The following is a 13,325-nucleotide window of genomic DNA, read 5'->3' on the forward strand; positions in this document are numbered from 1 at the left end:
GAGGGGGGGGGGGTGGGGGGGGGGGTGGGGGGGGTGGGGGTGGGGGTGGGGGGGGTGGGGGGGGTGGGGGGGGGGGGGGGGGGGGGGGGGGGGGTGGGGGGGGGGGGGGGGTGGGGGGGGGGGGGGGGGGGGGCCGGCGGCGCCCCCCCCCCCCCCCCCCCCCCCCCCCCAACGCACCCGCACACAAACACCCGGGCAGCCCGGCGCAGCCGCCCGCAGGCGCAACGCACCCGCACACAAACACCGGCCGCAACCACAACCCCCCGCCTCGGGCACCGCACTTGCCGGGAGTCCACTCGAAGAGGTTCGCTGGTACCCCATGAGGTACACACAGCTCGGCCGCACCGGCCTCAAGGTCAGCCGCATCGTCCTGGGGACGATGAACTTCGGCGGGCAGACGGACGACGCCACCAGTCACACGATCATGGACGCCGCGCTGGACGCGGGGGTCAACTTCTTCGACACGGCGGACATCTACGGCACCGCCGAGGACAAGGGCCTGACGGAGAAGGTCATCGGCTCGTGGTTCGCGCGGGGCGGGGGCCGCCGCGACAAGGTGGTGCTGGCGACGAAGGTCTACGGGAACATGTCGTCGGACGGGAAGGCGTGGCACGAGCAGTCGTGGCCGAACCACGACCGGCTCAGCGCCCTCAACATCCGCAGGGCGGTCGAGGCCAGCCTGCGGCGGCTCGGCACGGACCACATCGACGTCTACCAGTTCCACCACGTCGACCGGCGCACCCCGTTCGAGGAGATCTGGCAGGCGGTGGACGTGCTGGTCCGCCAGGGCAAGATCCTCCACGCGGGGTCGTCGAACTTCCCCGGCTACAAGATCGCGCAGGCCAACGAGGCGGCCGCGAACCGCGGTTCGATGGGCCTGGTCAGCGAGCAGTGCCTGTACAACCTGGCGGAGCGCCGCGCCGAGCTGGACGTGATCCCGGCGGCGCAGGAGTACGGGCTCGGTGTGATCCCGTGGTCGCCGCTGCACCAGGGGCTGCTGGGAGGCGCGCTGCGCAAGGAGCGGGAGGACGGCGGGGCCCGCACCAAGGTGGGCCGGTCGGCGGCGGGGCTGGCCGACCCGGTGGTCCGGGCGCGGGTGCAGGCGTACGAGGACCTGCTCGGCAAGCACGGGCTGGAGCCCGGCGAGGTCGCGCTGGCCTGGCTGCTGACCCGGCCCGGGATCACCGGGCCGATCGTGGGGCCGCGCACGCCGGAGCAGTTCTCCTCGGCGTTGCGCGCGGTGGACCTGGAGCTGGACGAGGAGCTGCTGGCGGGTCTCGACGAGATCTTCCCCGGACCGGGCCCCGCCCCGGAGGCCTTCGCCTGGTGACCGGGTCCGGTGGCGCCGGCCCGATCAGGCCCGCGCCACCGCGAGCCGCTTGGTCAGCACGCGCTCGGGGCGCCCGTCCGGCATGACCCCGCCGGGGCCCCCGTCGTCCGCGAAGCCGTTGCGCACGTAGAGCGCCGTCGCCGCCGTGTTGCCCTCCGCGACCGCGAGGTGGAGCAGGGCGACGCCCGCGGTGCCCGCCGCCCACTCCTCGACGGCCCGGATCAGCAGGTCGGCGACGCCGCGGCCGCGGGCCTCGCCCGCCACCCACATCGAGATCAGCTCGGCGCTGTCGGGCAGCTCGCCGGGCACGCCGCTGGCCATGCCGCGGGGCCGGCCGTCCACGAGGGCGACCAGGTTGTACGAGCCGGGCAGGGCGAGCCGGTCGCGCCAGCGTTCCTCGCGGTCGCCGTCGCCCTGCCAGTCGGCGAGCCGGGCGCCGAAGGCGTGCGGCGCGTCGGCGAGCGCGGTGAGCCGCAGCTCCCGCCAGAGCGGCCAGTCGTCGGGGGTGAGCACGCGCAGTTCGATCACCCCCGCAGGGTGCCGCCGGGCCGGGCCCGGCGGCAACCCTGTTTCCGCGGGGCTCAGCGGGTGCCGAGCAGGTGGTCCATCGCGAGCTGGTCGAGCTGCTCGAAGGCGGACCCGCGGGTCGCGACGGCGTCGGCGTCGAACTCCTCGTAGGCACCGCGGTCGGCGAGCAGGTCGGCCAGGGACTCGCCCTCGCCGAGGGTCGGCTGCGCCAGCTGGTCCAGGCGGGCGGCCTTCAGCGCGTCCTGCACGGCCGGGTCGGCGCGGAACGCGGCGGCACGGTCCTTGAGGATGAGGTAGTTGCGCATGCCGCCGGCGGCGGACGCCCACACACCGTCCATGTCCTCGGTCCGCGGGGGCTTGAAGTCGAAGTGGCGCGGGCCCTCGTAGCCGGCCGACTCCAGCAGGTCGACCAGCCAGAACGCCGAGCGCAGGTCGCCGGCGCCGAAGCGCAGGTCCTGGTCGTACTTGATGCCGGTCTGGCCGTTGAGGTCGATGTGGAAGAGCTTGCCGTGCCACAGCGCCTGGGCGATGCCGTGCGGGAAGTTCAGCCCGGCCATCTGCTCGTGGCCGACCTCGGGGTTGAGGCCGACGAGCTCGGGGTGGGCCAGCTCGTTGATGAACGCCAGCGCGTGGCCGATGGTCGGCAGCAGGATGTCGCCGCGCGGCTCGTTCGGCTTGGGCTCGATGGCGAAGCGCAGGTCGTAGCCCTGCTCCAGGACGTACTCGCCGAGGAGGTCGAAGGCCTCCTTGAAGCGGTCGAGGGCGACCCGCACGTCCTTGGCGGCACCGGACTCGGCGCCCTCGCGGCCGCCCCAGGCGACGTAGACCTTGGCGCCCAGCTCGGCGGCGAGGTCGATGTTGCGGATGGTCTTGCGGAGCGCGAAGCGCCGGACCTCGCGGTCGTTGGCGGTGAAGCCGCCGTCCTTGAAGACCGGGTGCGTGAAGAGGTTGGTGGTGGCCATCGGCACCTTCAGGCCGGTGGCGTCCAGGGCCTGGCGGAACCGCTTGATGTGGCCCTCGCGGGCGGTGTCGTCCGAGCCGAAGGGGATCAGGTCGTCGTCGTGGAAGGTGACGCCGTACGCGCCGAGCTCGGCCAGCCGGTTGACGCTCTCGACGGGGTCGAGGGCGGGCCGGGTGGCGTCGCCGAAGGGATCGCGGCCCTGCCAGCCGACGGTCCAGAGACCGAAGGTGAACTTGTCCTCGGGGGTGGGGGTGAAACTCATCGCGGCGGCTCCTATTCGTAAGACCACTGAACAAATTAATATGCCATCGCCGCTTTGTGAAGGGAGCCGCAGGATGGGTAACGGACCGATCGCGCTGGGTGTGGACAGCTCCACCCAGTCGACCAAGGTGCTCGCAGTCGACGTGGAGACGGGCGAGGTGCTGGCCAGGGGACAGGCCCGGCACACGGTGAGTGAGGGCGCGGGCCGCGAGACCGACCCCGAGGTGTGGTGGCGTGCGCTCGGCGCCGCCCTCGCCCAGATCGGGCCGTACGCGGAGCGTGCCGACGCCATCTCGGTCGGCGGCCAGCAGCACGGCCTGGTCGTCCTCGACCCGGTCGGCCGGCCCCTGCGGCCCGCCCTGCTCTGGAACGACGTGCGGTCCGCCCCGCAGGCCGCCGCGCTGGTGGAGCGGCACGGCGCCGCGTACTGGGCGGAGCGCTTCGGCAGCGTGCCCGGCACGAGCTTCACCGTGACCAAGTGGGCCTGGCTCACCGAGCACGAGCCGGAGACCGCCAAGGCCGCCGCGGCCGTGCGCCTCCCGCACGACTTCCTCACCGAACGGCTCGGCGGCGCCGGCGTCACCGACCGGGGCGACGCCTCCGGCACCGGCTGGTGGGCCACCGACACCGAGACGTACGACGAGGCCCTGCTCGCCGAGATCGGCCTCGACCCGGCCCTGCTGCCCCGGGTCCTCGGCCCCGGCGAGGCCGCGGGGGTCACCCTGCCCGGGCTGCCGCTGCGCGAGGGCGTCCTGGTCGGCGCGGGCACCGGCGACAACGCCGCCGCGGCCCTCGGCCTCGGGCTCCTCCCCGGTCAGCCCGCGCTGAGCCTCGGCACCTCCGGCACGGTCTACACCCCCGCCGCCACCCGGCCCACCGACCCCACCGGCATCGTCGCCGGCTTCGCGGGCGGGCACGGCGACTGGCTGCCGCTGGCCTGCACCCTCAACTGCACCCTCGCCGTCGACAAGATCGCGGGGCTGCTCTCCCTGGACCGCGAGGCGGTCGAGCCGGGCGGCGGCACGGTCCTGCTGCCCTTCCTCGACGGCGAGCGCACCCCCAACCTGCCGTACGCCTCCGGGCTGCTCACCGGGCTGCGGCACGACACCACCCCCGGGCAGATCCTCCAGGCCGCGTACGACGGCGCGGCGTACGCCCTGCTCACCGCACTCGACCAGGTGCTCGCGGTCGACGGCACCACCTCCGACGAGCCCCTGCTGCTCATCGGCGGCGGCGCCCGTGGCACGGCGTGGCGGGAGACCGTACGCCGTCTGTCGGGACGGGCCGTCCGGATCCCCGTCGCGGACGAGCTGGTCGCGCTGGGCGCGGCCGCGCAGGCCGCCGGCCTGCTCACCGGGGAGTCCCCGCAGGCCGTCGCCCGCCGCTGGGACACCACGGCCGGCCCCTCCTACGACCCCGTCCCGCGCGACGACGCCGCGCTCGACCGCCTCGCGGCGGCGCTGGCCGACTCCTTCGACGTGCGGTGAGCCCGTCGCCCCGCCCGGGGTCCGGCCGCCGGGCGGGGCGTGCGAGGGTGGGGGCAGGACGACGTTGACCAGGACGGATGACGGACGAGAGCGGAAGGGGATCGGGGCGTGGCGGAAGGGCCGGGGTCGCAGGCGGGGTTGCGACGGCGGAATCTGGCGCTGGTGATGCGAGCCGTGGCGGAGCACGGCGAGGTCTCGCGCGCGGCCGTCGCCGCCGAGGTCGGGCTGACCCGGGCCACCGTGTCGACCCTTGTCGACGAGCTGCTCGCGGCCGGCCTGCTGGTGGAGCTGGGCACCCAGCGCCCCGGCACGGTCGGCCGCCCCGGCACCGCCCTGGCGCTGAACGACACCGGTCCGGCGGGCCTCGGCGCCGAGGTCGGGGTGGACCACCTCGCCGCCGTCGCGGTCGACCTGCGCGGCACCGTGCGCGCCCGGGCCCGCGTCGAGGCGGACAACCGCGGCCGTCCGGCGCCGGAGGTGCTGCGCGAACTCGCGGCGCTCGTCGGCGAGGTGCGGCAGGAGGCGCGGGCCGCAGGACTGAGCGCGGCCGGACTGACGCTCGCCGTGCCGGGCCTGGTCGGCCGGGACCGGCAGGTCGTGATGCGGGCGCCGAACCTCGGCTGGGAGGACGTCGACGCCGCGGGCTGGTTCGACCGGGCAGGGGCCGACGGCCTGGCCGGAGCCCGCATCCCGGTCACCGTCGAGAACGAGGCCAACCTCGGCGCCCTCGCCGAGCTCTGGCTGGGCGGCCACGAGGGCGTCACCGACTTCGTGCACGTCTCGGCGGAGATCGGCATCGGCGCGGCGCTGGTCGTCGACGGCCGGCTGTTCCGCGGCGCGCGCGGCTTCGCCGGGGAGCTCGGCCACGTGCCCGTGCACCCGACGGGCCCGCGCTGCTCCTGCGGGGCCCGCGGCTGCCTGGAGCAGTACGCGGGCGAGGAGGCCGTGCTGCGGGCCGCGGGCATCGCCCCGGAGCGGCCGGACGCGCTCAAGGCCCTCCAGGCGGCCGCCGTGGAGGGGGACCCGGCGGCGTTGAAGGCGCTCGCGGCCGCCGGGCAGGCCTTCGGGATCGCGCTGAGCGGCGCGGTCAACCTGCTGGACCCGCAGGCCGTCGTGCTGGGCGGCACCCTGGCCTCGCTGGCGCCGTGGCTGCGCTCGGCCGTCGAACGCGAGCTGGGCCGCCGCGTGACGGACCGTCAATGGCGCACGGACGCCGTGCGGGTGTCCCGGCTGGGCCGCGAGGGCGTGCTGCTCGGGGCGGCGTACAGCGTGGTGCGCTCCGTCCTGGACGACCCCCAGGCGCTGCGGACGCGGTAGCCCGCCGGCCGCCCCGCCAGGGCCTGCGTCCGGGCCCGGCGACAGCCTCGCAACGGCTCGTCACGGCTCGTCACACGACGTACGGAACCGTCACCTCGGGCCGTTACGATGCGCTGCGCGGCGCGGCCGGGGGGCGGCGCCGGTCCGTGTTCCGGAGGGGGATCCCTGTGTTCGTGCTGTCCATCCTGCTGCTCATGGCGGCGGTCGTGCTGTTCTTCGTCGCCCGGGGCCAGAGCTCCGTCGGCTGGAAGCTGGGAGCGGCGCTCAGCGCCCTGGCGGGCGTGCTGGCCGGCGTCTTCGCGTGCGTCCACGTCGTGAGCGCCTACGAGGTCGGCGTCCCGGTGACCTTCGGCAAGGTCGGCTCCCCGCTGACCTCCGGCATCCACTTCAGGTCACCGTTCACCGACGTCACGTCGTTCTCCACGCGCCCGGTCGACCTCGATCTGCACGACAAGGACGTGGTCGAGGTGCGCTCTTCGCAGGGCGGGGTGCTCTACGCCGACGTGACCATCAAGTGGGCCGTGGTGCCCGCCAAGGCCGTCGAGCTCTACCGGCTGGCGGGCAACGAGGAGGCCATCCAGTCGCGGCTGGTGATGCCGGACAGCCGCGAGATCATCCGCAACGTCTTCGCCAAGCACAGCAGCGAGGAGGGGTACGCCTCCGCCCGCGAGCGGATCGGGTCGGAGATCGACGCCCTGATCAAGCAGCGCCTCGCCCCGCGCGGCATCGACGTCACCGCGGTGAACCTGCGCAACGTGCGGCCCTCCGACCAGTTGCAGGAGCAGATCGACAAGAAGATCCAGCAGCAGCAGGCCACCGAGCGGGCCGTCGAGGCGTCCAGGACGGCCAAGGCCGAGGCGGAGCGCAAGCGGATCGAGGCGGAGGGCATCGCGAGCGCCAACCGGATCATCGCGCGGTCGCTGAGCGACAAGGTGCTCTACAACCAGTGCCTGGACGCCTACCGCGAGGCCGCGAAGTCCAATCCCGTGTACGCGGTGCCCTGCGGCACGGGCGCGAACGGCTCCCCGGTCATCGTGGACGGCACGAAGGACTGACGGCCCGCGCGAGGAGGGCGCGAAGGACGCCACAGGGGCCCGGAACCTCATGGTTCCGGGCCCCTGTCGCCGTCCGGGGCGGGAGCGGTCTCAGACCGCGCTGCCGGCCTTCCAGGCGCTCCAGTTCATGTTCCAGCCGTTGAGGCCGTTCGCCGGGTCGACGGTCTTGTCCTTGGAGTTCTTCACGATCACGACGTCGCCGACGATCGAGTTCGTGTAGAACCAGTAGGCGTCGGTGGAGGTGTCCTTGGCGCCCTTGGTGTCGTTCAGGCCCACGCAGCCGTGGCTGGTGTTGACGGCGCCGAACACCGAGTCGGCGCCCCAGTAGTTGCCGTGGATGAAGGTGCCGGACGTGGTCAGGCGGATGGCGTGCGGCACGTCCTTGATGTCGTACTCGCCCTTGCCGTCGTCGTCGGTGAAACCGACCGTGGCGCCGTTCATCCGGGTCTCGGTGAACTTCTCCGACATCACCATCTGGCCGTTGTAGGTGGTGTTCTCGTCCGAGCCGGCGGAGATCGGGATGTTGCGGATGACCTTGCCGTCGCGCACGACCTTCATCCGGTGGGTCGAGGCGTCGACCGTCGAGACCTGGCTGCGGCCGATCTTGAAGCTGACGGTCTTGTCCTGGACGCCGTAGATGCCGGAGGAGCCCTCGACGCCGTCGAGGTTCAGCTTGAGGGTGACGGTGGAGCCGGCCTGCCAGTAGGACTCGGGGCGGAAGTCGAGCCGGGTGGAGTTGAACCAGTGGCCGACGACCTCCTGGCCGCTGCTGGAGGTCACCGCGATCGCCGACTGGACGGCCTTCTTGTCCTCGATCGCCTTGGTGAAGTTGATCGAGACCGGCATGCCCACGCCGACGGTCTGGCCGTTCTCGGGCGTGTAGTAGCCGATGAAGCTGTGCGCGGAGGTGACCGTGGTGAAGGTGGAGTTCTCGGCGGCCTTGCGGCCCTTGCCGTCCTCCGCCTTGGCGGCGATCTTGTACTGGGTCTCCCGCTTCAGCGGGCCGTCGGGCGCCCAGCTCGAGCCGTCCGCGGAGATCGTGCCCTTGACGGCGGAGCCGTCGGCGACCGAGGTCATGGTGACACTGGTGAGCTCACCGTCGGTCACCTGCACCTTGGCGCCCGTGTTGATGCTGACGTCGCTGGCGCCGGTCTTCGGGGTGATCGATATTCGGGCGTCCGAGGAGTCCTTGGCCGCCTGCTCGTCGACCGAGGCTTGCGACTTGGCGTTGTTGTCGGAACCGGCCGTACCCGCCTTGTCCCCCCCGCAGGCGGTCAGCGTGATCGCCCCGACGGCGAGCAGCGCCAGAGCTGCCAGCCCGGCTCGCCGCTTGCGCGAGGGACTCGTGTCGGTGGCTGTGCCGGTCTCGGCGCGCTTCACACAGATCTCCAATGTCTTCCGGTACGCGTTTCCCCCGGCCCGCGTGCGTCGCGGGCCACGGCCCTCGATCGAGCCTCACTCGTACGTCCAGGAACTGCCAGGGTCTTTGGTCCGTTCCCCACCCCGGGAAGTGTGGGGAAGAACACGTGCGTGACGCACGTGACATGGGCGCGGTCACGCGGCCCGTGCGAAACCCCGGACCCGTGAGGGGCCCGGGGCGGGTGAGTCACGCACTGCCGAAGACGCGTTCAGCGTCCCTGCGGTTCCTCCTCCTCGATGTCGGCTTCGTCCGCCTCGTCGTCCACCTCGTCGTCGGCCTCGTCGTCGTAGAGGTCCCACTCGTCGGAGTCGGGGTCGTACTCGGTGTGGGCACAGGACCAGGACGCCTGCACCAGTTCGATCCCCGGCACGCTGGTGACCAGGTCGAACGGATCGACCAGGTAGGCCAGCGCCTCCGACTCGTCCTGCCGCACCGACGCCTCGGCGTGCTGCCGCTCGTCGTCCGGCATGTACTCGTCGCCGCCGATCTGGTCCAGCGCGGCGTCGGTCAGCTCGCCGGACCCGGTGATCTCCAGGACCAGCTCCACCTGGAGCCGCACGTAGCGCGGCCCGCTCTCCCCGGTGGGGATGTCAGTAGTGCTCATGTGACGGAGCGTATGCGGGGGAACGGCCCCCGTTGCGCAGGCAGTCCGCTTCCGGCGCGGAAGGATACCCGCGGCGGCCCTCCGCGAACCCGCGGAGGCTCCGGTTCCGGGGTCGAACTTCCCTCAGCGGCGGTTGTCTCACTACCATCGGCCTTCACGGTCAAGTCGCCGCAACCGCTGGGGGATCCGTTGACCTCGCACCGTCCACCCGCCTTCGTCGCCGTCACGGCTGCCGCCGTCCTCGGCGCCCTGTACTTCGTGCCCAACGCGTCCGCCAGTGCCGAGCACACGCCGAACACGAGCGCGCAGTCGTCCGTTTCCACCGCCACCACCGCGTCGGGCACCGACCCGGGACAGCACTTGGCGGACACCGGCAGCGTCGACACCACGCCGTACCTGGTCGGCGGGACCGCCTTCCTCGGCCTGGGCGCGGCGCTCGTGATCAACGCGAGCCGCCGCGCCCGCGAGATGTACTAGGCACTGCCGGCCCGGAACCCGCCCGCCCCGGCCGGAGGCCGGGGCGGTGTCGGTGTCGGGGTCGGAATCAGGCGAGCGGGCCGGTGACCGACTCGGCCGCCGCCACCAGACCGCCGCCGCGCACGAAGTCGTACGCCGCCTCCAGGTCCGGGGACAGGAAGCGGTCCGGACCGGGGCCGCCCACTCCGGCCTCGCGCGCCGCCTTCAGCACGGCCTGGGTCGCCGGGGCGGCCACCAGTACCTCGCTGCCCTGCACGCGCAGCTCGACGGCGCGCGACGCGGCCATCAGCTCGACCGCCACGATCCGGGCCAGGTTGTCCACCGCCTGCCGCAGCTTGCGCGCGGCCGACCAGCCCATCGACACGTGGTCCTCCTGCATCGCCGAGGACGGGATGGAGTCCACCGAGGCCGGGACCGCGAGCCGCTTGTTCTCGCTGACCAGCGCGGCCTGCGTGTACTGGGCGATCATCAGGCCGGAGTCCACGCCCGGGTCGTCGGCCAGGAAGGCGGGCAGGCCGTGCGAACGGCTCTTGTCCAGCAGCCGGTCGGTGCGCCGCTCCGCTATCGACCCGAGGTCGGCCGCCGCGATGGCCAGGAAGTCCAGCACGTAGGCGACGGGGGCGCCGTGGAAGTTGCCGTTGGACTCCACCCTCCCTCCCCCAGAGCCTTCGGCCTGGGAGGTACCCCCAGCGAAGACGACCGGGTTGTCGACGGCGGAGACCAGCTCGCGGTCGGCGACCGTCATGGCGTGCGTCACGGTGTCCCGGCCGGCGCCGGCCACCTGCGGGGCGCAGCGGATCGAGTACGCGTCCTGGACCCGCGGGGCGTCGTCCTGGTGGTGCCCGGTGAGCCCGGAGCCGGCGAGCACACGGCGCATGTTCTCGGCGCTGGCCGCCTGGCCGGGGTGCGGGCGGATCGCGTGCAGCTCGGGGGCGAGCACCTTGTCGGTGCCCAGCAGCGCCTCCATCGACAGCGCGGCGGTGACGTCGGCGGCGGTGAACAGCCGGCGCAGGTCGTCGATGGCCATGACGAGCATGCCGAGCATGCCGTCGGTGCCGTTGATGAGGGCCAGACCCTCCTTCTCGCGCAGCTCGACGGGCTCGATGCCGTGCTCGGCCAGCAGCTCCGCGGCGGGGCGCACGACTCCGTCGGGGCCCTCCGCCTCGCCCTCGCCCATCAGGACCAGCGCGCAGTGCGACAGCGGTGCCAGGTCGCCGGAGCAGCCCAGGGAACCGTACTCGTGGACGACGGGGGTGATGCCGGCGTTGAGCAGCGCGGCCATCGTCTCGGCGACGACCGGACGGACACCGGTACGGCCGGAGGCCAGCGTCTTCAGCCGCAGGAACATCAGCGCGCGCACCACCTCGCGCTCCACGTGCGGGCCCATGCCGGCGGCGTGCGAGCGGACCAGGCTGCGCTGCAGCTGCGCGCGCAGCTCGGGGCTGATGTGCCGCACCGCGAGCGCGCCGAAGCCCGTCGAGACGCCGTAGACCGGCTCCGGTTTCGCCGCCAGGGCCTCCACGACCTCGCGCGCCGCGGCGATCCCGGCCAGCGCCTCCGCCGACAGCTCGACCCGCGCACCACCGCGGGCCACCGCCAGCACGTCCTCCGCCGCGGCCCCGTGGGCCCCGATCACCACGTTATGCATACTCATATTCACGAACCCTACGGACTGAATCGCAACCTGTCACGTGCCCGACGAACCTCTTCCGCGCGGCCCCCGGCGCACCCGCCGGCCCGTCCCATGGTGCGCTCCCCGGGCCCCGGGCCGGCTTCAGTCCCGCCCCCGGAAACGGCGCCGCTCCACGTCATGGCCCGCGGGCTGGTCGGCGAGCCGGACCACCGGGTCCTCGGGCGCCCCGCGCCCGGCGACCACCGGCTCCACCGAGTGCAGGGCCTTCGCCCGGTACTGGGCCGCGTCCGCCAGCCGGAACAGCCGGCGCCCCGAGGTCACCACGCCGATCTCGGCGTCCGTGGACGCCACCCCGACCGCCACCCCGTCGCCCAGCCCCAGCCACTTGGTCCGCACGCACAGCTCCTCGGCGACCGCCACGACCTGCTCCGCGCGGTGCCCGACCGACAGCAGGCAGAACTCGTCGCCGCCCAGCCGCGCGACCAGGCTGCCCTCCAGTGCCGCCCCGCACAGCGACAGCACGGAGCCGAAGCCGACCAGCAGCCGGTCGCCGACCGCGTGCCCGAGCTGGTCGTTGACCCGTTTGAGCCCGTTGAGGTCGCAGACCATCAGGCTCACCGGGGTCCCGTCGGCCCGGTGCCGTTCCACCGCCTCCTCCAGCCGCTGGTCGACCGCCCGCCGGTTGGCCAGCCCGGTCAGCGGGTCGGTGAAGGCCAGCCGGCGCACCTCCGCCAGCCGCTCGGTCTGGGCGATCCCGGCCGCGGTGAGCGCCGCGAGCACGGTCGCGAACTCGGCGTCGTCCCGGTCGAAGACCGGCCGCCCGACGCCCCGGGCCACGTACAGCTCGCCCCAGGCGAGCCCGTGCAGCATGATCGGCGCGACGACGCAGGAGGTGCGGCCGCGCCGCCGCAGCGTGGCCACCCGCTGGTGGCAGTAGGCGCCGGTACGGCCCGCCGCCGGGCCCTCGGCCGTCTCGATCCAGGCGTGCGGCTCGCCGCCCTCGGTCCACTTGGCGTGCAGGAACTCCACGATCTCCGGGAAGTCCGCGACCGAGTACACCTCCTCGACGGGCTGCGGCTCCTCGCCGGGCGCCAGGTCCCCGTCGTTGACCAGCACCCGCAGCCGTCCCCGGTCGCGCTCCCAGCGGGAGATCGCCGCCATGGAACCGCCGAGGGCGATCCGCGCCGAGGACGCGGCGGCGACAGCCGCCTCCATGGGCGACTTCGCCGCCGCCACCGCCCGCGCGAGTTCGGCGACGGCGCGCAGTCGAGCGTCCCCGCCGGTGCCGTTCATGCGCCCGTCTCCTGTCACCCGCAGACTTTTTACCAGTTTGCGACGTTCGCACGGCCCCGCACGTTACGCGCCCGTCGGCGCGGTCGTTTTCCGCCTCAATCACTCACCCGGCCACACCGGGTCGCGCTTTTCGTTGAAGGCCGCGACACCCTCCGTGCGGTCCCCGGAGAAGGCGACCGTGCGCCACGCGGCGTCCTCGACGTCCAGCCCGGTCCGCAGGTCAGTGCCCTGGCCCAGCCGCAGCGCCCGCTTGGCCGCACGCAGGCCCACCGGCGAGTTCCCCGCGATCCGCGAGGCCAGGCCGAGCGCCTCCACGCGGTCCTGCCCCTGCTCAGCGAGCACGTCCACCAGACCCAGCGCCAGCGCCTCCGCCGCGGGCACCCGGCGCCCGGTGAAGATCAGCTGCGCCGCCCGGGCCGCGCCCACCCGGCGCGGCAGCAACTGCGTGCCGCCGCCACCGGGGATCACGCCCACCGTGACCTCCGGCAGCCCCACGACGGCCGTCGGGTCGGCGACGATCACGTCGCACGCCAGCGCCAGCTCGTACCCACCGCCGAGGGCGAAGCCGTGCACCGAGGCCACGGACGGCATCGGCAGTTCCAGCACGGCCGTGTAGGCGGCCCGCGTGTACGGGCGCTGCCGCGCGAGGTCGGCGTCGGTGAAGGAGTTGCGCTCCTTCAGGTCGGCGCCCACGCAGAACGCCCGCTCGTGGGTCGAGGTGAGCACGGCACAGCTGACCGACCGGTCGGCGGACAGCGCCGCGCACGCCTCGGTGACCGCCCGGGCCATGTCCGTCGAGATGGCGTTCATCGCCTTGGGCCGGTCCAGCACCAGTTCCGCCACCCGCCCGGCGTCACCGTGCCTGCGTACCGCCACCCACTCGCCAAACCGCTGCTCGGCCATCGCGCCGCCACCTCCGGGTCGCTGTTAACGATCGTGAACGTCGACCGCCAGCGTAG

12 protein-coding genes are annotated in these 13,325 nt (G+C 73.7%); 5 read left to right on the top strand and 7 right to left on the bottom strand.

Annotated elements, in window-relative coordinates:
• Nucleotides 1-319 precede the first annotated feature (319 nt).
• Nucleotides 320-1,330, top strand: a complete 1,011-nt coding sequence (locus ACFYYN_RS05465) for an aldo/keto reductase (RefSeq protein ID WP_500544751.1) — start codon at nt 320-322, stop codon at nt 1,328-1,330.
• 24 nt (nt 1,331-1,354) lie between these two features.
• Here the strand turns inward: ACFYYN_RS05465 and ACFYYN_RS05470 are convergent, their stop codons facing one another.
• Both ACFYYN_RS05470 and xylA read right to left on the bottom strand, forming a co-directional pair.
• Nucleotides 1,355-1,858: a GNAT family N-acetyltransferase gene (locus ACFYYN_RS05470; protein ID WP_500326717.1), complete on the bottom strand. Its 504-nt coding sequence runs from the start codon at nt 1,856-1,858 to the stop codon at nt 1,355-1,357.
• Between the two features lie 53 nt (nt 1,859-1,911).
• Complete coding sequence (xylA, locus tag ACFYYN_RS05475; RefSeq protein ID WP_499513646.1) at nt 1,912-3,081, bottom strand: apurinic/apyrimidinic endonuclease family protein; 1,170 nt, start codon at nt 3,079-3,081, stop codon at nt 1,912-1,914.
• A 73-nt stretch (nt 3,082-3,154) separates the two neighbouring features.
• On the opposite strand from xylA, the gene xylB reads away from it, so the two are divergent.
• From xylB to ACFYYN_RS05490, 3 genes are all read left to right on the top strand, one after another.
• On the top strand, nt 3,155-4,567 hold the full coding sequence (gene xylB / locus ACFYYN_RS05480) for a xylulokinase (RefSeq protein ID WP_500326714.1): 1,413 nt from the start codon (nt 3,155-3,157) through the stop codon (nt 4,565-4,567).
• Nucleotides 4,568-4,732: 165 nt separating this feature from the next.
• Nucleotides 4,733-5,884 (top strand): ROK family protein, encoded by a 1,152-nt coding sequence (locus tag ACFYYN_RS05485; protein WP_500326837.1) that lies wholly within the window; start codon nt 4,733-4,735, stop codon nt 5,882-5,884.
• 167 nt (nt 5,885-6,051) lie between these two features.
• Entirely contained in the window at nt 6,052-6,939 is an 888-nt protein-coding gene (locus ACFYYN_RS05490; RefSeq protein WP_500544752.1) for a prohibitin family protein, read from the top strand.
• Nucleotides 6,940-7,029: 90 nt separating this feature from the next.
• Here the strand turns inward: ACFYYN_RS05490 and ACFYYN_RS05495 are convergent, their stop codons facing one another.
• Both ACFYYN_RS05495 and ACFYYN_RS05500 read right to left on the bottom strand, forming a co-directional pair.
• A complete protein-coding gene (locus tag ACFYYN_RS05495) occupies nt 7,030-8,319 on the bottom strand; it encodes a L,D-transpeptidase (protein WP_500544753.1) in 1,290 nt (429 codons plus the stop codon).
• A gap of 248 nt (nt 8,320-8,567) precedes the next feature.
• The gene (locus ACFYYN_RS05500; protein ID WP_500544754.1) at nt 8,568-8,963 is read right to left on the bottom strand and encodes a hypothetical protein; all 396 of its coding nucleotides are present in this window, start codon (nt 8,961-8,963) and stop codon (nt 8,568-8,570) included.
• Nucleotides 8,964-9,152: 189 nt separating this feature from the next.
• Between ACFYYN_RS05500 and ACFYYN_RS05505 the strand changes: the two genes are divergently transcribed.
• Complete coding sequence (locus ACFYYN_RS05505) at nt 9,153-9,440, top strand: hypothetical protein (protein WP_500544755.1); 288 nt, start codon at nt 9,153-9,155, stop codon at nt 9,438-9,440.
• Nucleotides 9,441-9,507: 67 nt separating this feature from the next.
• Here the strand turns inward: ACFYYN_RS05505 and hutH are convergent, their stop codons facing one another.
• From hutH to ACFYYN_RS05520, 3 genes are all read right to left on the bottom strand, one after another.
• Nucleotides 9,508-11,088, bottom strand: coding sequence for a histidine ammonia-lyase (gene hutH, locus ACFYYN_RS05510; protein WP_500544864.1), 1,581 nt, complete (start codon nt 11,086-11,088; stop codon nt 9,508-9,510).
• Nucleotides 11,089-11,214: 126 nt separating this feature from the next.
• A complete protein-coding gene (locus tag ACFYYN_RS05515; protein ID WP_500544756.1) occupies nt 11,215-12,366 on the bottom strand; it encodes a GGDEF domain-containing protein in 1,152 nt (383 codons plus the stop codon).
• A 99-nt stretch (nt 12,367-12,465) separates the two neighbouring features.
• The gene (locus tag ACFYYN_RS05520; RefSeq protein ID WP_500326702.1) at nt 12,466-13,269 is read right to left on the bottom strand and encodes an enoyl-CoA hydratase/isomerase family protein; all 804 of its coding nucleotides are present in this window, start codon (nt 13,267-13,269) and stop codon (nt 12,466-12,468) included.
• Nucleotides 13,270-13,325 lie beyond the last annotated feature (56 nt).

The sequence above is a fragment of the Streptomyces sp. NPDC001902 genome, from assembly GCF_042891295.1.
In the GTDB taxonomy this organism is placed as follows: Bacteria; Actinomycetota; Actinomycetes; order Streptomycetales; family Streptomycetaceae; genus Actinacidiphila.